8 protein-coding genes are annotated in these 24,211 nt (G+C 50.7%); 2 read left to right on the top strand and 6 right to left on the bottom strand.

Going from position 1 to position 24,211, the window contains the following annotated elements; translation table 11 throughout:
* Positions 1-166 precede the first annotated feature (166 nt).
* Positions 167-685 carry a hypothetical protein gene (locus H6G07_RS21165; protein ID WP_171973088.1) on the top strand — a complete coding sequence of 173 codons (519 nt, stop codon included), beginning with the start codon at positions 167-169 and terminating at the stop codon, positions 683-685.
* A gap of 686 nt (positions 686-1,371) precedes the next feature.
* On the top strand, positions 1,372-3,588 hold the full coding sequence (locus H6G07_RS21160) for a hypothetical protein (RefSeq protein WP_073610593.1): 2,217 nt from the start codon (positions 1,372-1,374) through the stop codon (positions 3,586-3,588).
* A 214-nt stretch (positions 3,589-3,802) separates the two neighbouring features.
* Here the strand turns inward: H6G07_RS21160 and H6G07_RS21155 are convergent, their stop codons facing one another.
* From H6G07_RS21155 to H6G07_RS21130, 6 genes are all read right to left on the bottom strand, one after another.
* The gene (locus H6G07_RS21155) at positions 3,803-5,878 is read right to left on the bottom strand and encodes a UvrD-helicase domain-containing protein (protein ID WP_073610594.1); all 2,076 of its coding nucleotides are present in this window, start codon (positions 5,876-5,878) and stop codon (positions 3,803-3,805) included.
* A gap of 16 nt (positions 5,879-5,894) precedes the next feature.
* A complete protein-coding gene (locus tag H6G07_RS21150) occupies positions 5,895-12,431 on the bottom strand; it encodes a DEAD/DEAH box helicase family protein (protein ID WP_073610595.1) in 6,537 nt (2,178 codons plus the stop codon).
* Positions 12,432-12,599: 168 nt separating this feature from the next.
* A complete protein-coding gene (locus H6G07_RS21145) occupies positions 12,600-13,757 on the bottom strand; it encodes a hypothetical protein (protein ID WP_073610596.1) in 1,158 nt (385 codons plus the stop codon).
* Positions 13,758-13,842: 85 nt separating this feature from the next.
* Complete coding sequence (locus H6G07_RS21140; RefSeq protein ID WP_073610597.1) at positions 13,843-15,687, bottom strand: DUF2357 domain-containing protein; 1,845 nt, start codon at positions 15,685-15,687, stop codon at positions 13,843-13,845.
* 14 nt (positions 15,688-15,701) lie between these two features.
* Positions 15,702-19,118, bottom strand: a complete 3,417-nt coding sequence (locus H6G07_RS21135) for an AAA family ATPase (protein WP_139297165.1) — start codon at positions 19,116-19,118, stop codon at positions 15,702-15,704.
* Positions 19,119-19,176: 58 nt separating this feature from the next.
* The gene (locus tag H6G07_RS21130) at positions 19,177-24,180 is read right to left on the bottom strand and encodes a DNA methyltransferase family protein (RefSeq protein ID WP_073610599.1); all 5,004 of its coding nucleotides are present in this window, start codon (positions 24,178-24,180) and stop codon (positions 19,177-19,179) included.
* Between the last annotated feature and the right edge of the window lie 31 nt (positions 24,181-24,211).

Below are 24,211 nucleotides of genomic sequence, written 5' to 3'. Positions count from 1 at the left end.
TAATGCGCATAAGCTAGGTTTATGAATGACGCATATTGCAGGTGTGCCAATACTTTCATGGCACTAACATGATGGAAAATGTATATTTTGTCTGCACGATCTTTAGCTTGTACGCAGCATTAGAATTGAGTCGGTATTATTGATGAAAGGTATTAGGTACGGTGTCATGGTGCATTCTCAGACAGGCTCACCCTCGCCACAGGGCCAAGAGGGTCGGCGGGTACGGAAGCAGCGCAGGAAGGGGGCTAAGGTGCCCTTGAATCTGACGCTCACGCCTCGGACTTATTTCTATCTCCAGCTTGTGGCCAGCCGACTCAAGATGACGATGTCGGGGGTGATTGAAGAATTTGTCGCTGTGAAGATGGAGCGGGGTGTCTGGTTAGCTCCGTTGGGGCGGGGCAACCGGCGGGCGGGGCAGAAGGCGATGCGGGGTCAGCCGATTTACCACGGAGAGCGGAAAAGGCCAGTTAACTTGCTAGTTACGCCTGCTACCAAGCGAAATCTAAAGCGGTTAGCACAATTGGCGGCAGACCCTGCGGTTAGGCCCTCCATGTCAGATTTGGTGGAGCGGCATCTGACGGCGATTGCAGAACTGTGGGAGGACCGCTTTCCCTACCCGGGCGATCGCCAACCAACAGCCCCTGGCTGCACCACCGGCACCGCCAAACCCGCTCTCTCGCTTTGAACAACTTCAGGTGAGCGGTGTAAATTCAGCCCGCTCGGCAAGAAGCTGTTTAACTCCCTCTAGGTTCATGCTTCAGCCCTGGATGCCTTTGATCCCCTACTCCGGCTCTACGAAGGTTGTACTTCTCGCACGATCGATCGCTTCGAAGAAGCAATCGTGGTCAGGTTCCACACCAGCAAACCCAAAATCTCCTACCTGTTCTACCCAGACTTCGATAGCCAACAGCACTCTTGTCTCCGCATCAGTATGCAGATTGATTTGCAAGACCTGTACGTCAGCCACTGAGATTATGACCCAGAGGATAATCTACCCGTATTGCACCTAGTGCACTCGAACTATCGGCTCTATGAGAAGTTCGCCAAGCTGAGTCGGCAGGAGGCAAATTAGGGGTTACTGGATGGATTGGGAAAGATTCGCGATCTCCGAGGGTGGCAAAAATGTCTGGAGAAACACTGTGCGGAGTTAAAAGGGCATCGGGTAGTGTGGTGGAAGAATGCTGATTCCTATAAGGCGAGGCTAGTTCAGTCTGTACAGCGGCAAGTAACTTCAAGCAAAAATTTAGGAATAATTATTCTCCCCAAAACCGAAATGCTTCTGTTTAGTGTCACTATCTTCTTGGGAACTCTTACGGAGAAGCTAGCTGTACTGTCCCTCGTACAGTTCTTACGATACTTAGGAATGTAGCTATGACAAAATCTCAGCAGATTAACAATATTATTGAAAAGCGCCAGCCTTTGGTAAAGCGGATTGAAAATGCTGAGGTACAGTTACAGAAATTAGGCTTGGAGCTACAAACGCTTGCTCAAGAAAGAGATGAGTTATCTCTTAGAGGTGAACTAGACGATTCTGAGCTTCGTGCACAATTGAGAAAGATTGACTTTGCAACAATCCAATGTGAGATTGTGAATGAATTAAGAGCACTCGATAAATTGAGGAAAAGATTCTCTCGTAAGACGTTAAATATTGGAGTTGTTGGGCGTGCAAGGCAAGGAAAAAGCCGCCTCCTACAAAGCCTGACAGGTCTATCGACTGTTGAAATTCCTGATGGAGAATTGCTCCAATGTACTGGAGTAAGAAGCACAATTTATCATGTTCAAAATACTACAACTTATGCAGAAGTAGTTTTTCATAGCGAACAATCCTTCTTAGAAGAAATTATTGCTCCTTACTATGAACAACTAGTTTTAGGATTAGCTCCTAAAACTTTGCAACTCTTTGCTTCCAATCCACCACAGCCTCCTTCTCAAAAAAGCTCTGAATTAAATGCAAAGTATGAGCATCTTTGCAAATATCATCAGCACTTAGATAAATATCGAAGCCTTCTTTTGTCCAATTCAATGCAGATTGAATCAAGCCAAATACGAGAGTTTGTAGCTCAAGACACTGTTGATGGAAAAGGTGCACATTACAACTATCTAGCAGTTAAAGAAGTAAAAATATTTTGCCCCTTTCCGAACAAGGAAGTAGGACAACTTGCTTTAGTAGATATGCCAGGTTTAGGAGATACAGGGATTGGTGATTCAGAGAGAATGATCCGAACGTTAGGTCAAGACATCGATTTTGTGCTCTTTGTTAGACGACCGAGAACTGGGGGCGATGACTGGTTCGATTTTGATACGCAACTTTATGACACAGCAAACAAGGCTCTCACAGAATTACCTATCGAAGATTGGTCATTCATGGTTTTAAACCGTGATAGTACTAATTCTGCTCTTTGTGAGATTTTTGCTGAAAAAATGCAAGTCAAGCATATTAAAGCGAAGCAAACAATTATCGCCAACTGTGCTGATCAACCTGAAGCAAATAATGAGATTCTAGGTTCTGTTCTAGATTATCTAATTAATAGAATTGACGTTTTAGATTATCAGTATTCCACAGCCTGCTTTGACCGAGTTAGCCTTCTCCAACAACAAACAAATTCTGCGATTTTAAACTTCTCCAACATTATAGATTCTCTAAAGAGCGAAGATGGAATGGAGGAGTTTAATAAAAGATTCAGTGCTTTTTGGGATGCGTTTCCAGTCCGTCTTGAGGACTTGCTAACCGAATTAATTGAAAAAAGAGATTGTGAAGATTGCCACTTTCGTGATGATGTGGATAAACTCATTCAAAGTTGCCGGAATGATAAAGCGATAGTGCCAAATCAAGAAGAAATTGAAAAACTCAATAAACGTTATGAGGGCTATCGAACAGCTTATGAGAAGAGCCTTCAAAATATTCGCACTCAATTATCTATTCGTTTTCTTTCTCTAGAAACAGGGCTCAATCGATCTCTAGAAGAAATTAAATCGCAGGTCATTGTAGCGTTAGCCGATCAGGGTTTAGGTGAATTAGTAGCTAGAAATAATAATGAACCTATAGTTGCTAGCAAATTTCTAAAAGCTGTAGCAGATTTAGTTCCTGAGAAACAGCAAAAGATTAAATTTGGATTTCAGCTTTTGGCTAACTTTGATCTTGTTTATCGGGGGCTCATTCAACACAGAATTCGTAAGCATCTGGATGTACTCACCGCTAACAAAACAAAATACAAATTTGAACCTAAGTTGTTTGACGAATTACTTGGGAAGGGGCAGCCTCCGGCTGAGAGAATTGTTAGCAACCTAAATCAAGCATACATTGAAGCTGTCAACAACTGTGAAAAGGAGCTAAAGGGACTTCTAAGAGAACCTAGTCAAGCTGGGTTCGCAATTGTTGAAGAATTTGTAGATCGCGTAATTCGAGCTAAGGATGTTGAAAACGAATGGCGCGATTTTCTTTGGAGAGAACGCTCTAAAGTATGGGCTGATGCTTTCCGCCGTATGGAGACGCTGCAAGAACTTCAAAAGACTGCTAGAGATCTAGCCGAACGTGCAAAAGCTATTAACAACGCAAATGAACTAAGTGAACTGCATGGCATTGGATGATTTAATTCACTGCTCAATCTCCTTGTTAGCACACATTTGTCAGTGGACTTCCAGATGTTTCGCCTTTACTGAAGAGCATAATTGATGTGAATAGGTCGATCGCTCGCCGAGTAGTACAGCGAGTCAAACGGCAATTGCTGCTTCAGAATGCCTCAGCGAGGCGATCGCTCTCCATCCCTGACTCGATGAACTTGACGAGTTCATGCTGGCGTAGCTACTCGTGGATACATACAAACAGCGCTTCTCTAGCGCGAGTAGCCGCAACATAGCGTTCGCATTTGTCGAGTAGCTCGGCTCCGGCCAGGTTATTCATGGCGTCGGTATCGCTTGTGCAGGCCATGGCGATCGCCTTAAACTCCAGCCCTTTAATCCGCTTCATCGCGCCCAAGCGTACCCCAGGTTCTTCAGGGCCAGGGTCTTCTTGTCTGGGTTGCAGTTCATAGGTCTTTAACCCCTCAGCATGAAGAGCAGCTCGAATGTCTGGCTTGTAGGGGGTAACGCAAATCTCATGGTCAGAGAACTGGCCCGCTTCTACCGAAGCCTTAGCCCATTGAGCAATAACCTTGGCTTCCTCTTGTTCGTCAGTGCAGGTGGCAATTTCAGGGCTTGGCCCGGTAAAGACAGAGCGATCGCCGATGGTGCTGGTCTTGCCCTCGTCCAGGTCATCGACATCTAACCCATCGAGGATTTGCTCAGCAAAGCGGCGGATTTGCTCACTGGTACGGTAGTTCACCTTAAGGCGCTTAGATCGACCGCGCACCTCAATACCGGCGCGGTTGAGGGGGACGCGGGTGCGGTAGATGCGCTGGTGTCCATCTCCAGCCACACAGAGCGGATTCACTTGCCCGTCACTTAGGGGGCTGAGGGCAGCCAACAGCCGCAGTCCTTCAAGGCTAAAGTCTTGCACTTCGTCAGCTAACACATGGCGAAACTGAGGAAAGTTGCCCTGCTCTACTACTAGGCGAGCTTGGTGGATCGCCCCTTCAAAGGTCATCAGGTTGCGCTTTAGCAGCAGGCGTTTGAATGCCTTGAAGACGGGCCAAGCCTCCCGCCGCTGCTTGCGACCTAGGCGGGGCCTGCCGGTACGTACCGTCGTTAAGTAGTCTTCCTCGGTCTCAATGCCATTGGCATCGACCACTAGGTTGAACTCCTCTTGAAGACCGTCTTTCGTTATCGGTAGGTTGGCAATGGTCGGGTCAGCCCAGACTTCGGTCCAAAGTTCATCGCGCTCTTCGGGAGAGGCAATGCGTCCCTTCCAGCCGCCCCGCTGGCAGATAGTGCGGGCCAGTTGGTTGAGGTGGGTGACCTCGATCCGTTCGGCAACCGTGGGGTTAAGGCGAGGGATATAGCCTTTAAGGGTGATGGCCAGGTTGGTAGAAAACGTCACCAGCAAGATTTTGTCTTTGGGATTGTTGAGTTTTCGGGCTAAGTAAACGGCTCGATGCAATAGGGCTACAGTTTTCCCGGTTCCGGCTGCTCCGGTGATGCTCATGGGGCCGTTCACCTCCCATTCCACCAACTGACGCTGTCGGGGATGGAGGAAGATGCGCCACTCCTCCAGGGTGCCGCCTTGAAGGATGGCTTTGAGGGCATCTTCGCCATCGACAATAACTAGGTCGCGGTTGGAGCGCTGGGTTAGTTTTGAGAAGTCGCCGGGGCCTTCTACGTGGACGGTGCTGGTTGCGTCAATATCAGACCCCAAAGCCTGGGCTAAAGCCTCATCGAGGGAAAGGCCAGCAGCATAACCAATGAGAACTTCGACACATTCGTCGGGCAAATATTTGCTCAATATATCCAGGTCGTAGTCGGTACGTATTTCCCGTACTGCCGGAATCAGCAACTGCGGGACGCCAGCATTAAACAAGTCGTGGTCGGAGAGTTGTTGAAGGATGTAAGGATTGCCTGGGCTGAAGGTTTCAGGTGTTGCCACCTGTTGAACAGCCTGCTGGGTGGCTTGGGCGTCAAAGATTTGAAACGCGCCGGTACTGCCGTGGACTTCAAAGCGCTTATTTTTGGCCCAGTCATAGGCGCGATCGTGTGAGTCGATATGAACGAGAAGGAAAGTATCGCCCTGTTCAGGAGCAATGACAATAGCCCGGTAACCATCGGGCAAATCGGCCCCCCGCACTTTCTCATCCAGCATGGTTTCTTTTAAGCCATGCAGGCCAATGGCAGGATCCCAGGGATCCACCTGAAATTTCTCAATGAGGGTGGCGACCTTCTTTTGCACCTTGGTGGGGAGCTTATAGAAGTTCTTAAACACCTTGGCGTGCATCATCAGTTGAGCCATGGTTCGTTCTCCCTGATCAGGTGTTGAGAAGGTCAATTAAAACGGTAGTGCCCTGGGCCTGAAGGTCATCGGTGGTGACCACCTTCCAGCCAGCGGCTTGCCAGGCTGAGGCGAGGGATACTTGGTCTCCGGCCAACACCGCAATGGGCGGCGAGTGGTCAGGCCAAGCTAATTCTGCCAGAGCATCGTCTTCAATGGCTTCGGCTTCGTAAGCTGGTTCAGGCAGCGGCACCCTCGCAGCGGCCAGGCCATTTACTAGGCTATGAAGAGAGTCGATCACCTCCTCGCGGATATCGGCCCAGGGGCCGCTGGCGGAATCTATGGTCATTGTGGGGACGACATCAGGAGCAGTGCCCTCGGTGACTTCTGATGTCGTGAAGCAGGTAAACGCCCCACAGAATTGGAATAGGTTAAGGCAGGCTAAAAACCTGCGCCACCGAGGCCGATAGCTTTGACTGGCCAGGCGCTCATCGTCGCGATCGCCTAACCGGGCGCTGACTCGTACCTGGTCGCGCTGGTTGGCCAGACAGGCTTCTAAGGTGGAGAAGGCAACCAGGTCAGTGCCAGAACTGGCCTGAGGATTGCAGACCCAGGTACCCTTTTCGTCGTTGGCGGGTGGGACAAAGTCTTTCCCGATACGCCAGTCTTCCAGGGCGCTAAAGAGGTCGGGTTCCAAATGGGTGCGATGGGCGGCTAGCACCTCTAGAGGAAAGGCGGCAGCAAAATTGGCCAACTGTTGCCAGCCCGTGGCGCTGGGGCGTTCAATGAAGGCGAGAAGCTGTTGCCAGGGGTTCCCGACGGCGCGACGGCCAGCAGGCATGACGATACCCTGGTTGGCGGCAGCATTAGCAAAAAACTCCATCTTTTTGGCAATGGGTTCCGGCACGATGCAGAAGCTATCGAGGCCTGAGTGCTGCACATCGTCCCAGGTAATGTTCCACAGGTGGTAGCGGTCAGCGTTGAGGATGGCACGGCGTTTAGCCATATCATCGGCCAGGCGGTTGGTGGTGACGTGGAACTCAAACCCATCGGTGAAGATAGCAATGGGGCGAATGGATTCATCATCGGCACAGCGCAGCAGAAAGTCTGGCTGGCACTGGATCGCAACCCCCTGGGGAGGCCCAAGCTGAGGTTGGAGTTCAAGTTCCCAGGTGTGGTTGGGATGAGGAATTGTAAACCGGAATCCGGCTTTACCCTGCACCAGTGTCTTCTCCCAGGTGCCCGATTTGTCGAGCACCCATTCTTCGAGCTTGCGCACCAGTTCTCGCTCTAGGATGCTGCCGAAGAGGGAGGTATTGGGAATATCGGTTAGCCCAGCTCGCTCAATGCGGCGATCGCCTGCCTGGATCAGTTGTTTCAAGAGTCGAACGCCCAGGGTACGACTAATCTGAGCTGCATTGTACCGCTGGGAATAGGTGCGCACGCATCGGTAACAGCCATCGGTGTCGTTTTCTTCTAGGGCGCTCATGCGACCACAGCGACAGCTTTCCATGGCATCGAGGGCCAGGCGCATCACTGCCATAATGCCTTCGCCAGTACGATTGGCCTCATCGGTTTCCTGAAACAGGGTTTTGAGATAGCCAGTGCCGCCGGGGACGCGATCGAGAATTACTAGGTAGTCTCGGGTCAGCGCATTATCCCCATCGGGTAACTGCTGAGGAAAGATGGTGAGGTGGCTGGGGTCTCCCTCAAACCGCAGCCGCAGCCCTAGGCCCAGGCAAGCCCGCAGAGTTTGAATTTCGTCCTCGGCCATGGGGGGCAGCAAAATGCGAATCGCTTCGGACTGGATTTCTCGGTAAAGGTAAACTGGAACTTCCTTGAAGGGGTTAATGGTGCGACCTTCGGCCTTGGCTTTGTCGAGCTTGCGACGGGCCGAACAGCTGCGGCGGTGTTTAACCTTGTCAATTGCCTCAAACGGCCCAGCAACCACGCCACAGTCGGCGCAGACCACAAACCCGTTTTCTGGAGCTGGTCCCTCTGGGCCAAAGGCCACCGCCCCCTTGTCGTCTTGGTAGCCAATGTTGACTTCTCGCAATGTCACCGCCGCTCGATACTCAATGCCGAAGGGGAGCTCTTCTTCCCCAGTGGCTCCGCTGGGGGCATCGATAGTCAGGTCAAAGCTGTAGCGGCGCTGGTAGAACTGGTTTTGCCGTTCATCAGAACGATCGCTTGATAGGCTCTCGTACTGCTCCATCACCGAGAGCGCCTGGGAGCGGGAGAACTTAACGAAGGTCTTGTGCTGCCCAATGTCAGCCTGGCTGTCGGCACCGCCATCGTAGTGGCACTGCGGGCAAGCGGGGGCAGCATTTTCTTGGGTAAGGTCACTGGTGGGGCGCATATGCCCACATTTACCGCAGATAGCCCAGGTTTCGGTCAGCGGTTCTTCGCGGCTGCCCACGCCAATTTGCTGAATCTTAAACTGGCGCTTGTGGGTGTAGAAGTGGTTGTGGGGGGCTAACTCCCGCAGGGCGCTCGCCGCCGGGCGCACCACCTCAATGGGGGGGATCGGTTTCTCTGCCGTGCGGTGGCGGTTGTAGACGGAACCATAGAACCGCACCCCAGACTCGGGAAAGGCGTAGTTGGGCAGCAGTCCGTTGTTGGTCAGCAGTTCCAGGGCGGTAGTGCGGGCCAGGCTGGTTTGGCGGCCTTTGAGCACCCGCAGTTCATCTTCAATTTCTTGGCGGGCCTCCAGTTCGTGCTCGTCGAGCTTGGCTTTTTGGTCTTGCAGGCGGCGGCGGGCGTTATCTAGCTCGCGGCGTTGTTGGTCAAACTCTTGGGCCACCCGTCGCAGGCGCTGAAGCAACCGTTCAGTTTCGGTTTCCTGGGTAAAACGGGCCTGGGTATCAGAGCGAATATCACTGGCAAAACGGGCCAGAAACGCTTGCTGGAGTTCGGCCTCTCGCTGGGTGACCCAAGCCATCAGGTTAGGAATTTGGCCCTGAGTATTGCTCATGTCGCGGACAAACTGGGTGCCGCTGCCGGGCATTTCGCGCAGTTGGCCTACCTTGGTAGCCGAGTCGAAGCAGTAGGCCAGATACTGGCGCACCAGCACCGCCGAGGCATCGACCCAACAGCCTGGTGGATCGACCTTGCCCCGGAGCATTTCCCCCGGACGACCGTAGAAGAACAGGTCGTGGGGCTGGTGGTTGATCACCGAGACAATCAGCGCCGTACCCGTGGATCGTCCGGCCCGGCCAATGCGTTGCAGGTAGCTGGCGGTAGTGGGTGGAATCGAGCACAGCATGGTGCTGGACAGGTCACCAATGTCGATGCCCATCTCCAGGGTGCTGGTGCAGGTAAGCACGTTGGGATCATCGGCGTGCTGCGTAGTCGAGAAGGCGCTTTCCAGCGTTTCCCGCTCGTCGGTGGTCAGCAGGCCCGTGTGCTCGCTGGCCACCACCCGGCGTAGGGCACCTTTGCGGTAGCGGTCTTGGTAGTAGCCCTGGCGGAGGGTAAACTCGTCGCGGCGGTAGGTGCCATTTTGGGCACTGTATTCCAAACTGGGGGCACCCTCCCAAAGGTCAGCTTCGATCTCCGGGCGGACGATGGAGCGGCGCGTCTCTGAGCAGGTGAGCTTAACCCCATAGGGCACCAGCTTGGCCTTGGCGGGGTTGAGTGTGTAGTAAACCTTGCTGCCATCGTTATGGAGTTGCTGGAGCAGGCCTGTGGCCTCGGCCTTGGTGTATAGCAGTTGCAGCAGGTCGAGGGCTTCTAGGTCGCCAATCGTGGGACGATTCAGTACCCGTTGAGTCCAGCGGACATGCCAGGGCTGGGTGTTGCCGGAGGTTTGGCTGAGGATGTGGTCGTGGTATTTATCGCCCTTGGTAACCATCAACCGGGGGCGAAACCGGGTCATGGGCGGGTGGGTTTCGCGCTGGGGTAGGTAGCGGCCAAAGGGAGATTTGCCCCAAAACCCGTGGCGGGCATAATCGACTAGGTAGGGATGGCCGAGGGCACCCCGCAGGCGGTAGCGGTGCAAAATACCCAGCAGCCAGCGACCGAGGGTAGCAATGGGCAACGAAGTCAGGCTGGTATCGATCGCCTCAATGCTATCGCGCAAGGCTTCGACGGTTTGGGTAATGCAGGCCCAGTCCCAGGCGAGGCAGGTGGCCCCACTGGCCTCTAGGGTGCGCCCACGCTGGAGCATAACGCCAAATTCGCTGCTGGCCTGCCAGGTCAGCCGTTCTTGAATGGCGGTTAAGAGCTGGGTTGGGGGCTGGGTAGCGGTAGAGTGATTGCGGTAAGCCAGGTAGTCTTCAAAGTCGGTTAGGTCGGGGGCTAGCAGGGCAGCGATCGCATCTTTCAAACTTCCTGGTCGCCCCACTCCGGGAGTGCCCCACCAGTGCAGCAGGCGATCGCCTACCGCCGTCAGCGGTACCCCCTCAGAACCGGCGTCATCCACTACCCGTTGCAGGGCGGTGCGGAAGGAAAAGTTGTAGGTGCGGGCGGAGAGAAAACCAGCCCGGTGGGAGGCATCCTGCACGCTATCGGTGAAGGCCAGCAGCTTGGGGTCGCTGTTGAGCACCGAGCCAAAGAGTTCATCCACCATGACGCTGGAGAGGGTGGCGGAGCGGGAGCCAATAATGAACACGCTTTCTAGAGAGCCGCAGCAGGGGCAGCCCTGCTTGCCCACCAGCTGACTTTTACCATTGCCCTTGATCGTTTCCACATCGTAGTTAATGGCCACCCGAAAGCGTCGGCTGTCGTCGGTGAGGGGGCAAGGGCCTTCGCCCTGGCGCACCACGAGGCTCTGGGGATGGAGATACCACTGACCAAACAGGCTGGGCTGATCGCTGCCCTGCTGCTGAATGCGCCACTGACTAGCGGTGTCGTCGGGGTCGGGCATGAGGGTGACAATGTTGGCATCGCGTTTCCCGTGGTGGCCAAACCAGCCTTGGTAAATCTTTTTAATGTCATCAGTGAGCTTAAACCCTTCTACTCCTCTGGCCCCAATAGCGCTTTCGGCCTGAGTATCTTTAAGACCAATCCAGCCAGAAGCGCCGCATTCGCTGCACTGAAAGGCGGGCAGCATCCGGTTGTCACCTGCGGGCTCGTCAAGCCAGCAAAAGACAGGAGATTCGTTGACGTAGCGCCCGATGCGGGTGAGTTCGCGAATCCAGAGCTGCACCTGGGTGGGCACTAGGGGAAAGGTGCGATCGCTGCGAACTTCCTTGGCAAAGGCTACCAGGGCAAAGAAGGAAACCAGAATCCAGCGGCGATCCTCAAACCGGGTGACCAGCAAAAAGCCCAGCTCTTGGCTGGCCATGCGTTCGATCAGGCTATTCCAGGTCAGGGCATCGGTGCCGGTGCGCTCGTTGTCGTCAAAGAGGGTCAGCAGTTGCTTAAACAGACGGGTGGTGCAGAGCCATTGGCCTAAAGCTACACCCCACCTATCGAGAGCGGCGGTGTCATTAATATCCTCAGTGAACCGAGGGCCATCCCATAGGGCTACCTGGCGAAAGGTATAGGCGGGGGCGTCTTCATCGGGGTGGGGCTGGCAGTCATCGGGGGTGGGCAAGTGTAGTTCTACCAGAGCATCGTCTAGCCTGGTGACAATTTCTTCCACGGTGAGCCGGTCTTCAATGATCACGGCTTCGGCAGGGATATCTTCCTCAAACAGGGTGCTGGCGAAGCGGGCTAGGCGATCGCCCCCGGTCTCGATGGCATCGGCGATGTCGTTGCCCAGGGCGCGATCGCTCCTATCGCGATCATCCATAGTGGCGCTGGTACCCACTACGCAGAGCTGGCCTTTAGGGATGGCAAGGCGCTCCTTAAGGCGGCGAATGAGACAGGCCACATCGGCCCCCTGGGCACCGTCGTAGGTATGCAGCTCGTCGAGAATTAGGTATTGTAGGGTGCCGGGTTCGTTGAACCGCCACAGCCGCTGGTCTTGGGGCCGCAGCAGCAAAAAGTCCAGCATTTTGTAGTTGGTCAGCAGCACGTCGGGGGGCGCGTCGAGCTGGGCGGTGTGGTTGGTGATGCCGTGGTCGGCCCCCATGTGGGTATCGCCAGAATCTTGGGAGCTGGGGTCGGCGGGGTCGTAGCGCCCGGTGTAAGTGCCAACACGAATGCCCGCATTTTTGAGTTTGGGGTCTTGCCAGATGGTTTTGGCAAAGCGCTTTTCCTGGTCGGCGGCCAGGGCATTCATGGGGTAGAGAATGATGGCTTTGATGCCGGATTGCCCCGCTTGCTTGGCCCGGAGGCAGTGGTCGAGCACGGGGTACAAAAAGCACTCGGTTTTGCCGGAGCCGGTACCGGTGGTGATCAGGGTAGGTTCTGGTTGGTGACGGTTGCTGTGGAGCCGCCGCCAGGCCCTTGACTGGTGGCGGAATGGGGTGAAGGGGACGGTGATGTTGAAGGGTGGAGTGTAGTCTTCAGCCAAGCGGAAGGGGCGCTTGAGCTGCACCCAGGGGCCTTTGAAGATGCCTTGCTGAGGGTCTTCGAGGAAGCGCTCAAAGGCCTGAGCTACCCGCTCGTCGCGGAAGTCAAAGGTGGACTGCAGGTAGTAGAGAACCTGGCGACGGATGTTGTCGGCGAGGTGAGCTGGGAGCATGGGGGCTGAACCGGGGGCGTTTACTTAGGGTATTCACAGATCTCGCCTCTCCGTCAGAGTTCCCAGACTCTTTACGGAATCTCAATTCTCCTAAGGCTGTAGCTCACCTAAGAACGTAACGTCTGGCGCAGTAGACTAAAGTTCTGTTCCCTAATGCGATGTAATAGATTAATTCAGCTCTACCGACTGTTCAGATCGCAAAACATCTTCCGCAGCAGATTCTATTGCTTCGAGTAGCTGAGCGCTCCATTGGCTCCAGGTCTCAACAGGAAACTGAAGGACCTGATTATATTCACACTCGTGAGGCAATCCTGCTTGTTGGAGCCTGTTTTGGAAACTCAGGCGAAATTTGTCTTCTATTGCACTGCCGTAGAGCCACCCTAGTTTTATTTGGAGAGTACCGCCAGACCAGACTGTAATTGGTGACTTTTTGCTGATAGCTGAGTATTTGGGGCTGCAAGATCCTTCAGAGGCACCTGTGCCCCAGCCAATTTTGTCGAAGCCGTTACTGTGAAAAGACTCTAATACCTGACGAAGGCTGTCTACATAAGCTTGCTCTAGACGATGTGAAGCATCATCTAAGAAAGACTCCTTGTCCCATTTCTTTGTTTTTCGGGGTTTTGGGGCAATACCACTGTTCTTAGCTATTTGTGCTGCGGTTGTCAGCCCAAGAATTCGCGGGATATGCGTACTAAAGTCTCCACCGCTGTAGCGCCGCAGTTCAAGAGCGAGCACTTGTGTGGGCAACATCCTCTCGTTTAAGAACTCAACGATACGTTGCAGTTCTGCTGGAATTCGATCAGCGACAAAAATCAACCGAACGTTGCCACCTTGGAGGTTATCATTGGCAACTTGCCAAAACTTCTCCTCATCGTTTAAATCTTCGCTATTGTCACGGAGAAAATTTGATAAGAGAACCTGCGGGTCTTGACCTTTGGCCTCAGTAGTTTGATAGAAATAATTTTTTAGGGTGTCACCGCCCCAATAGACCACTGCATTTGCCGCATAGTCCAACATTTGGCCAACGACCTGTCGCCGGAGTTCTCTATTATTTTTGCGTTTGACTTCAACAAGAGTGGGGATGGCATCTTGATCAATGAAGAGATGGTCTAAGGACCACTGGTCATTACCGCCTTGTTCTGAAGGAACTCCTGCTTCGCGCTTGAGCAGTAGCCATCGGCGAGGGGCATCGGAGTTTATCTGATCACCAGCCAACAGGTCAGAATGATGCTCCAGCAGTTGCTGAAAGTCGTCCTCGCGATCGTAGGCAGAAAGCTCCATTCGAGTTAAATCTGACCCATGTTGAATATAGATAGCTTCACTCATAATTCCTTAGCCAAATATGTCTTTAGAAAATAATCTGAAGATTTTCTAGTAAGCTTGTGCAAGTTGTGCAAGAAGAATCTGAAATTTATAGCGTAATTAAATTATTTCTCTGAAGTATAGTTTCAATTGAGCTTCTCAAACGGTTACCGCTACCTTCTAAATGGTTCAAAATAATGACTCCTTGGCTAAAACCAGTGAATTCATGTAGCCTGTAAGGCCTACCACCCTCTTCTGGACCCCTTTCTGGAGTTATAGCCCAAGCCGCTTTTACATTATGATGCCCATCTTGGGTGAGGTTGTTAACTCGCAAAGTTTCCTTGTACAAAAACTTTTTTCTTAAATTCATATTACTTGCGCCAAGAGTAGGATCTAAAGTAACTATCCAAGGATAAGGACGATTCTCTGAGTGGAACTCCAAAGAGATATCTGGTGTACGCTTCCTTTCATCTCCTTCAAAGCCAGCAGGCTCCCAGAACCCATAAGAATTTCTCTCGCTATAATTATCTACTGACCAATACCTTTTCTCATAAAAAACTTTTAAGTGTTGCTTACTATCTGTTGGGTGAGCCATCTCACAAAACAGACTATTAGGCTTTGGATTGTGATAGAGAGGCGTCAGATCACCTTTTTTAGTAGGCTTAAAGCCAATTTCCTCTAAAGATTTGACAACTTTCAAAAGGCACCATTTCTCGTAATTATCCTGAAAAGGAGCAACTTGAAAAGGCACTGCTTCAGAAGATGTGTCAACAAAGCTAACTGAATCTTTGATTAGATTTGCGATTTTCCATAACCTAGAGTAACGCCAATCATAGTTAATAAGCTCAGAAAGATTGTTGACTTTCTGAAGAATTAAACGGTTAGAAGAGATAGGGAGTTTACCTGAAGAAACCGTGCAGTAGCGAATGTATTGATCCACCCTGTCTAGTTCTCTTTGATGCCTTGAAGCATCATCTTGCAATTGCCTCTTATGAGGCCCTCTAGTTGCAGTGGCAGACAGTAATGTACTATCAATAAAGTCTTTAAGTTCAGCTTTTACTTTGCTGAGGGCTATTTTGACTTGTTCAATACACCAACAGACTAAGAAATTTTCTTCAATGTCGTATGTAGGCTTTCCTTCTAATACAGAAAAGGCTAAGGGATAGGTTTTCCCTTGAAAGGAGTCTACTCTCTGCACTCCAAGAATGGATAGAGATACTTGAGTTGAGTGAAATGCATAATTAGGAGAGGCCACAGAAGATGAAGCATAGTGCTTAACTTCGAGCGCCATTTTTTGAGCTGGAGCTTTGGCTATAGCATCAACACAAGCTGTGAAGTTAGGTAATAGCTTCTTTATTCGTAAATACAGAACCAAAGAATCGGACCTTTCAGGATTAGATAAGGCCTCTTGTGAAATTTGAGCAAGCTGTTCAAAAGGTGTTGTAATGTTCGCTTGGCGATTTAGCAACTCAAGTCCCGTTCTTACGTGTTCATAGAGTGCTCCATACCATGAATTAAACCCCAAACCAATTGTAGTTTGAATGGGTTTCCCATTTTCAGCTAAAACTGGTTCACCAGAAGCAGCACAAAGCGTTATTTTCGCATTGGCTGCGCACCAAAGCTGTTGTCTGATTCGTTTTCTATCATCTTCGCTAGCCGCATAGTTAATTGTTGGCCCAGGAATAGGAATTTGTGTTAGATGGATGACATATTCTTTCTCTTCCTCTTCCCAGTCTTTCCAAGGATTATTCCCAATATAAATATAAAACCTTGAAGGAAGGGGAACGGACTGTGTACGATTTACAGACAGCACAAAATAACAATCCCTATTATTCTCCCTAAACACTCTTTCAGAGGTTTCTTCGTCCAAAAAGTTAAACCGGATAGGTTCATTCTGCAAGTACAGAAATATTTCTCCGTATGTCAATGTTTTTATGGAAGTAGGCTCGGTCATTTTTAGACCTCCTATCAAAATGCAGATTGGCCTGGGAAGCCACTAACTATCTTCTCAAGAATAGATAGGGAAACAGGTAGTTCCTGCTGAGTAAATCTGTCTTTAGCCTCTTCAAGTTTGACTAAATACTTTTGGTAGTCGCCGAACTGATTAAGGCCTGGTAGCTTCGAGAGAAAGAATGAGGAAATTATTGAGTCCAAAACAAGCTTAGTTGTTCCTTCTAAATCAATTGCGCTTGAGGAGAAGGGATAGGCTTTGACATAAGATGCAACAGAATCTAAAGTTCGATAGCCAAAAATTGAGTTCGCTACGATGCCTAGTTCGAATAAAGCATCTAATTCGTCTTTAAAAGCCTGAAAAGTTCCTTGGCCGTGTTTCATTTCTGCCAGCAAGTTCTCTGCATGGCTCAATACACCTTCCTTTGTTGGTAAAACTCTAATCAGCATTGAACGGTCAAGAACTTTTGGGCTTAGAGTTTTGGAAGCTGCATCTGTATTAATCGTTGCAAAGAGTTTTAGGTTGCCAGTCAGTTCAATCTCCTCTCTTGTATCCTGACAAACAATTACCTTTTTAGTTGATGACTCTATAGTTGAAAGAATTTTTGCTAAATATTGCTCGGGTTGAGCTAAGTTGAACTCATCGAGACAAATAAAGAACTTACGACTTTGTTGGGAATTAAAATGACACTGAGAATCTTTAACAAAACGAAAGAAACTAGTTGGTCTAAATTTCCCCTGAATTTGATCGTAAAATCCTAAAAGATTTTCTGATGAGAACCAGGAGGGCAAAACCGGTTCTAACAGGTATACTCTATCAAAGCTCTCTGTTTGACTTATGTCTTGGTTGAAGTACTGAGCAAGCAAACTGACTAGGGCTGTTTTACCTGAACCGGGAGGGCCTGCTAAAACCGTTAAACGGGCATTACTATTGTTGGCCTGTGCCCAAACAGCCGACAGGACAGTATTATCGTATCTAAAGCCTTTTTGATGCACATAATCACAAAAGGATGAGAAATTCTCATCCCCTAAATCTGCTGAGGTTAAAGATGGGATAAGATTGTACTGATTTTTTGAGATTTCTTGGATCGAATTTGAGGAATCTTGTAATTTATCTGTTTGTTGGACAATCTTTGCTAGTAATTGAATTGCATTTGAAGTCTGCTGTGCGTAGTTCTTAAACTCTTGCCCCAAAGTAGCAAGCGACTGTTCGAGCCTTACAAGACTCTCATTATCTATAATATCTTGATGTATACCTTCCATGGGTATAGATTCACCTTCTGGAGGGACAGAAGTGTGATCTGATTGCGTTTCATTAGGATTAATCAGTTTGTCATTAGTATCAAGAGAATCTTTGTTTTCTGCTTCTACAGGCGCTGTTAATTCAGCTTGACTCCGTTCTTTATTGTCTTTTTCAAATATCCCTATGGCTTTTAAAGGCTGAGTAGTGCTAACAGGCATTACTTCTTCTGTTTTCTCTACATGCTTTGGTAGCTTTGCAGGTTTTTGTAAGGAAGGGGGCTTCGATTCTGCTTGGGGTAATTGAACAGACAAGATCTGGAAATCATTATCGTTCAGTTTGTGATTAGGCGCTAACACCGCAACTGATGTGTTAGTCATGCCAAAGTCTATGCAAACATAAATCGGTTTTTCTGAGTCTGACTCTTTAATAGCTTCTGGTAAAAGTGATATGTCGATCTTAGTGCTGTTTTCTCCTCTATCACAACGTGCAGGTCTTTTCTTATCTGGCAACCACTGAAAAAAATGAGGTTTAATTCGGATATTGGTTGAATCTATATCTTTTTTTTGAGATGACTCGTAAGCGGTAGCACCGAACATAAGGTCTTTAACTTGTGCAGTCCCGATGTTTGAGGGTTTACTTAAGGGAATTAAGAATTCTCGGACACCTGAATTGCAATCAGTCCAGAACTGAATAGCCAATTTTTCTGGCAAAATAGATAGATTTTCTGTGGTAAACACCGTATACGGCATATCAAAATGAGAAGCTTTCCTTCTTGTAACCCGCATCCTGCCAAATTCGGGCATAGTCATCAAAAGCTCTCTATTGTTTCGATGTCTAATAAGGTTTAGTGTTTGGCCTTTTGTGTTGTTAATATCGACTATTTTTAGAATGCGGTAATAGATTTTTTCGGCTTGATTCAGTTCTCCATGCTGGCCAGCTTTTTCTTTAAACTCATCTGATCTTCGCTCAGCTATAGATATTCCTAAACCTACTGCAGCGAGACTACTAGGATTAGCAACCTCAGCTCTATACACGTAACAATTTTTAGAGAGATAGGGTGCAAAGCTGGGATCAGTTTCAAGGCTCTCGCGAAATATTTTTGATCTACTGCCACCACCTGCCAGCAAAATGCTATCAATACAAAACTTTTCATCCGTAGAGGAGAAGTTGTCATTAGCTTCAGCAAGTTGGAGAGTTGAAAGTATTCCTGGCTTAATTTTTCTTTCCCAATCTTCTTCGAAAGCTTCAACAATTACTTGGTAACTAATTTGGCAAAAGATAAGATTGTTAATCTTTAACTCAATAACTGGGTTTTTTGTAGGATTCTCTAAAATTTTTATTTTAATTTCTTCAATCTTCTGAAGCAAATCAAGGCAGTCATCTTTAGATAACCGACTGAGTTGATTGCTGCTGATGATTTTTTTAAGTATGGTTTTATTTAAGTTAGAGCCTCCATATTGAATGCTATTATGTATTGGAAGAGCTTTATTATAAAAAGTTCCACGTTTTGTTAGATGTATTACCGCAATGTCAGTCGTGCTTCCGCCAACGTCTATTATTAGATAATTTGCAGATGGCTGATCAGGATTGATTTTTTGCTCGCATCGGCTAAAATAATAGTAGACTCCATACTGCTCATACAGAAAATTTTCTGTTGAAGCTTCAGCTTCTTGTGGAAAAGGCGTAGTTCCTAAAGCAAGCTCCCTGTGAACTTTTCTAAGGATAGAGCGGATACTTTGTCTATAAGTCTCTCTTTCCTTCGTTCCATAGCCTGGTGCTGTGAAGTGAAACTTCAGGTTAAGTTGAGAGCCCCAAATACTCTCAAGCCTATCCTTGATTTTTTGGCATAGTAAATTAATAAATTCTCCAGTTATCTGGTGTGGATCTGGATCTGAGGTAGGTGTATGGGAAATTTTAATCTCACCATTTCTAATGCTTGCAAAGCGATTTAGGGTTGAGCGATTTACTCCATCTTTTTTTATCTGTGATGCCTGAATTAATAGATCTGCTTTAAAGTTCCAAAAAATTGAACTGCTTCTTCGTTCTCTCAGTGGAGGAGGCCAATTAGATAGGTCGCCCAGGGAATACTCTGGTTTATCTCCAACCCTTATGCGTTGAAGTTGCGAGGGTAGGAGGGTTGGGTCGCCTTGTGATTCTGGATTGAGCTTAAGAAGTCCAATATCGTATTTCATATGTATGCAGCAGCAATTATCTATGTAGGGATGGCTGGTAGGGACCCTGCTAGGAAGACTAATTGAGGTCTTTCACGCTGTACTTGCTCTTAAAGTGCCCATAGGCGTAGTCATAATCAGCTTCGCGATCGACGCGGCTAAATGGTGGGTAAAAAGTTTTGGTGACAGTTTGGAGGCCGTCGTCGATCGCCCAACTCACCGTCAGGGGCGATTCGCCGTCCCAGGTTTTGCGGGCGTCGCGGACTTCTTTGCCGCCGGCGGTTTTGCGGTGGGGGCTGGGCACTAGGCGACCGTGGGCGTCGTATTCGTCGGCGATTTCGTATTGGCGCATGACGGGGAATTGCACGCGGTAGATAGTTTGGAGTTCGTCGAGGGTGAGGCCGAGGGCGATCGCAACCATCACGTCAATTTCTAGCAGGGCTTGACGGCGGGCGTAGTCGCTGCGGAGGGGGGAGTGCCAGGTCCACTGGTGGGGGGTGAGGGCGGGCCAGGGGGCTTCGTAAGGGTAGGTTTTGGGTGTGGGATCTTCGGTTTGATTTTTCCAGGCTGCTGCTGCGTTCACCAATATCTCGCTTTGGCTGGCCCACTGGTCTTGGGGTAGGTCGGGGAGGGCGACGGTGGCCCAGAGGTCGGCGTAGTGGGTGGTGAGGGCGTTGAGGCGCAGGCCGCGATGCATGATGGGCGTGAGCCAGGGTTCAGAAATTTTGGGGAGGCTGCGGAGATTAGTATCGTAAATATCAGATCTTCCAGCGGCTCGCATAAGGAAGTCGAATATTAATGAAGCAGAGCTTGAGGCAAAGCCCAGCATATCTTCTTCGGAAATGAACGTAAGTGATAAAACAGGATGAATATGCACTGATCCAGGTGGCAATATGCAACTAATTAAGGTTCTTTCCATGCTCGTATTTACAGAGCGTCGATTAACATATCTATATCTTGTTGTGAGTAAATTGCTTGCCGGAAATTCAGGAATAGATGCTTTGAATGCTTCTAGTTTCCCGTGCTTATTACCTGGCCTATAAACGGAGTTTGGAAGATAAGATGCTGAAAGAGTCGTAAGGTCTGTATCGTCATATGCTCTATGCGAGTTGCATGCTGATCGTGGGTTTTTGTTGAAAGGATTACCAAGATAGAAGTGCGGGCCACTAACAACCCACTCACTTGTTTCTTGAGGTCGAAAAGATGGATCTTGCTGACGAGTCAAAATTCCTTTTTTCTGACTATTTGATTCGTGCAAAAACTCGGTTGCCAAATACTTTCCACTCAAATCAACTAACCATCTCCGGGATTCATTGATTTTCTTGACAACTTCGACGATCTGAGCAACATGAACCCTTAGTAAACGAGTTGACCTGCAAGAGGAATATTCTTTTTCAAGAAGATCACGAAATATTTCTAGGACTTTTTCATCCACAAGAACAAGTCTCTTGCTATGACCTGAAGTTTCCCATTCTCCATGTTCAGTTTTAATGCCTGGAACGGGTTGATCTGCGTCAGCGTGTTTTCGACAAGCAGATATTGTCAAAGGACTGAATAAATTAACAGCTTGATAAAATTCAATTTTATAGCTCTCATTGATTTTTCCTTTAAAGCAATTCAGGCTAAAGTCTGCCTTGTTTCCAACATCTTCAAAAAGCTTCAATTCATTTTCGAAATGATAGTGAGCAACGAGGTGAGGATAATATTCTGCCCTGAATTTGCCACCGCCAGGATCATCGTAAGGACCTTCTGGATGCAATAAGCCTCCGAAGCCTTCTACGCCCAATAGAGCCCAGCTTCGAACAATAAAGTTCTTGTATAGATTGGTCTGACTACCTTGCAAGGCTTTGTAAAGCCTATGGCAGTTTAGGAAATGAATGTTTCCTAAACTGTTTCTTTGAGCTTCAAGGTAAATTCTTCTTTTATGCTTGTTTTCTAATAAGTAGGATCGCTTTTCATTGAAGTCAGCATTGCGAGCTTCCTTGACCCCTAAAAGTGGTTCAAAATCTGATAGCAATGTGTCTTCTAGCCAGCCTACTTTTATCCAGGGCGGGTTTCCCAAAATTAGGTCAAACCCTGCTGATTGGGTGGCCTGTTGGCCCAGCACTTCAGGAAAGGCCAGTTCCCAATGGTTAAACCGGGCTTTGGTAGCAATATCTCGGCTCACCCGGTACCAGGGCACTGCATTCCCCAACACCTCCGCATCCAGGGCATCAGCGGTGGTGGCACGTAGCAGTTCTGCCCCGTCAAAGTTGAGGCGAAACTGTTTGATGTTTAGGGGTAAGGTTTCAGGTTCAAAATTGGTGCGATCAGCTCCTATCGCCCCCTGGGAGAGGGGCCGGGGATGAGGGCCAAGCAACAACTGCGCCGCTTCCAAAAAATCCTCCCGGCTGGGCAACGCCGCCACCTCATCCAGGGGCCAGAAAAATAGGGCACACCAGGAATCCATCAGCAGCTTTAGCCGCTGAAAACTGCCCGATGCCGCTTCTAGGCTGGCCTTCACCTCTTCTTGCAGGGCCAAGCTAGGGCCAGGTTCGGTGGTAGGCGGGTGGGGCCACACACTGGCAGGGCACTGGGTTTGGGCCAGGGCGGTCTGGCGTTCTTCGCTGTAACACTGCTCGTGGGCGTCGATTAGGTCGCTCACCGCCAGAGCCAAATCCACCTCCGACTCCGTCCAGCGGGCCTTCACCCTATTGCGAATCCACAGCTTCGCCTGGTCAGACTCCTCACGCTGATACTGCCGCACCAGAGCATCCCCCGCCGTGGGCACCATATCTGGGTCAAACACCAGGTAGTGATACACCTCCTTGGGCTGGCGGGCCTCCCCCGGCTTCAGTTGACGCGGCTCCACCGCCTCATCGCCGCTTTTCAAGTGTTGGCCGCTCATCAATTGCGCCTTCGTCCACACCGCCCGCCGCGCACCGATCAGGCTGTTGCCGGGGCGGAGGCGCAGACCAAACCAGGGCGTGGCACCACGGGTGTAGGCGGGTGAGGTGGTGGGTTGGTGAGGTGATGAGGTGTTTGATACATCATCTCCCCATTCCCCTATCTCCCCATCTCCCCATCCTTCCACCCTCACCCGGTGCATCGTATTCAGCCACAGCGACAGCGCCCCCAGTTCCACCGCCGTGGGGTTGAGGTCTACACCGTAGAGGTTGCGGGTGGTGATGTAGTGGCGGGTGCGGCGCAGTTCGTCGGGGTAGTCTGCCGGGTCGATGGATTGGCCGAGCTGCTGCTGCTTTAGCTCCAGGTAGCGGGCGACCAGTTGGTTCGCCGCTTCGTTCAAAAATGCGCCGCTGCCCATGGCCGGTTCGCACACCGTCAGGGTGAGAATTTTGTCGGCATCGGCGGGGGTGTAGTCCTTCAGCAGGGGGCGCAGGGTTTCTTCCACCAGGCACTTGGTCAGCACCTCCGGCGTGTAGTACGAGGCCGTCTGCTCCCGGTCTAGCCCCGACAGGTGCAGAATGAACGAACCCATGGGGTAGATACGGGGTTTGCCATCGGCCAGGCGTTCCACCTCATCTTTCTTGAATTCCTCTAGCCGCTCCTGGGGCACAAACCAGGTTTGGGTCTTGGTTTTGCCAAAATCATCCTTGGCCCGCTTCACCTGAATCAGGTCGGTGTCGGCAAACATCCCCGAAAACGACAGCAGCCCCTCATACACCGCCCCCAACTGGTTAATCCCCAGGTCGGCATAGTTGACCCGGCCCGTGGTGCGGGTGCCGCTGTCGTAGCTCAGCGACAGGCAGCGAATCACCCGTTGCAGGCAGGCATTGGAGAGCTGGGCCTGGGCCAGCAGGGGGGTGGCCTTGGGGTCAAACAGGGTGGCCGTCAGCGGCGGAATAGTGAAGGTGCGGGTGGTGCCCGCCAGTGAGAGCAGGCCCTGGTCAGGGTTGGCCTCCGCCTGCTGGGGATGAAACCCCTGGTGGATCAGGGTAAATAGGCGATCCAGATGGGTCTGAAAGTAGCTGCCCTCGGCGGCCTGCTCCGACAAAGGCACCAGTTCCAAATCCCGCAGGGCTTCCAGGCTGTAGCCCAGGCGATAGGCCCCATCGTTAATCGGCAGCACCCCCAGCTCCGCGCCGTGGGCCTCGGCATAAAAGCAGAAGATTAGCCGGTAGACGTAGGTGAGGGCTTCGTGGCGCAGTTGTTCGGCGGTGACCCGCTGGGGGCCATCCAGCTCCTGGTCGTCGAGGGCCAGCTCACCGGGGTTGACGGTAGTGATGGAGCGCTTGCGGCGGCGGCGATCGCGCACCCACTCGTTGGCTAACAGCTCGATCGCCTCCCGCACCGCCGCTTGCAGGTTTTCCGTTACCCCGTGGGCCAGCTTGTGGCTCTGCTCCTCCAGCTTGTCGTGGATCAGGTCGGCAGATTCGCCATCGGGGGCCAAGGTCTCCCGCGCCAGAAAGGTGGCGAGTTGCTCAAAGGTGGCGGTTTCGCTGCGGCCAAAGGCATCGTCTAGGTCGAAGGCCAGCCAGCGACCGTTGGCAAAGGTTTTGCGATCGATCAGCAAAATGCGGCTGCCCCCCAGCAGCAGCACCCAACGGGGTGGCTCCTCGGTCTTAAAGATTTCCCCAATCGCCCGAGTCCAGTCGCCCTGCACCAGAGGTTGGCTGGGGTCGGTGCGCTGGTCGGGGCGGGGGTTGGCCTCCAGGGGGTCTTCCGTGGCGGCCCCATCGGGCAAACTGCCATCGGGGATGCAGAACAGGCTTTCACAAATTACTAGCCAGGGCTGGCCAAACCGCTTCAGCACTCCCAGCACCGGCACTACCCCATGGCCCCCTTCTACAAATAGGTCTTGCCGCTGGAGGTGGTCGTAGCCCAGGGCCTGCATGAGGTACCCATGCCAGGCGGCGATCTCTGGCCCGGCAGTATGACGCTGGGCCGGGTTGAGCTCTTCCAACGCCTGGGCCTTAGCGCGAAAGTAGCGCTGGCTCAGCTTTTTTAACCGTCGCGGCGTGGCGTTGGCCCCAGACTCTCGCCACTCTTTCAGCAGGTTTTTGGTATCTCGGCCAAAGGTGGTGTCGAGGTAGTGGGAAGAGTAATATTCGCCGACGTTCTGGATAGCTAGGTCGAGAGGCATTGGGGGCGGGGGTGAATGGACCGTGAGGGAG

The sequence above is a fragment of the Phormidium tenue FACHB-1052 genome (assembly GCF_014696675.1).
GTDB classification, from domain to species: Bacteria; Cyanobacteriota; Cyanobacteriia; order Phormidesmidales; family Phormidesmidaceae; genus Nodosilinea; species Nodosilinea tenuis_A.
The sequence above is the reverse complement of the archived record's forward strand: the minus strand, read 5'-3'. Positions and strand labels throughout refer to the sequence as shown.

What these genes read in the sequence shown, in the direction of transcription:
- H6G07_RS21165 (WP_171973088.1), top strand. Translation starts at nt 167, where the DNA reads ATGGTGCATTCTCAGACAGGCTCACCCTCGCCACAGGGCCAAGAGGGT.
- H6G07_RS21160 (WP_073610593.1), top strand. Translation starts at nt 1,372, where the DNA reads ATGACAAAATCTCAGCAGATTAACAATATTATTGAAAAGCGCCAGCCT.
- H6G07_RS21155 (WP_073610594.1), bottom strand. Translation starts at nt 5,878, where the DNA reads ATGGCTCAACTGATGATGCACGCCAAGGTGTTTAAGAACTTCTATAAG.
- H6G07_RS21150 (WP_073610595.1), bottom strand. Translation starts at nt 12,431, where the DNA reads ATGCTCCCAGCTCACCTCGCCGACAACATCCGTCGCCAGGTTCTCTAC.
- H6G07_RS21145 (WP_073610596.1), bottom strand. Translation starts at nt 13,757, where the DNA reads ATGAGTGAAGCTATCTATATTCAACATGGGTCAGATTTAACTCGAATG.
- H6G07_RS21140 (WP_073610597.1), bottom strand. Translation starts at nt 15,687, where the DNA reads ATGACCGAGCCTACTTCCATAAAAACATTGACATACGGAGAAATATTT.
- H6G07_RS21135 (WP_139297165.1), bottom strand. Translation starts at nt 19,118, where the DNA reads ATGAAATACGATATTGGACTTCTTAAGCTCAATCCAGAATCACAAGGC.
- H6G07_RS21130 (WP_073610599.1), bottom strand. Translation starts at nt 24,180, where the DNA reads ATGCCTCTCGACCTAGCTATCCAGAACGTCGGCGAATATTACTCTTCC.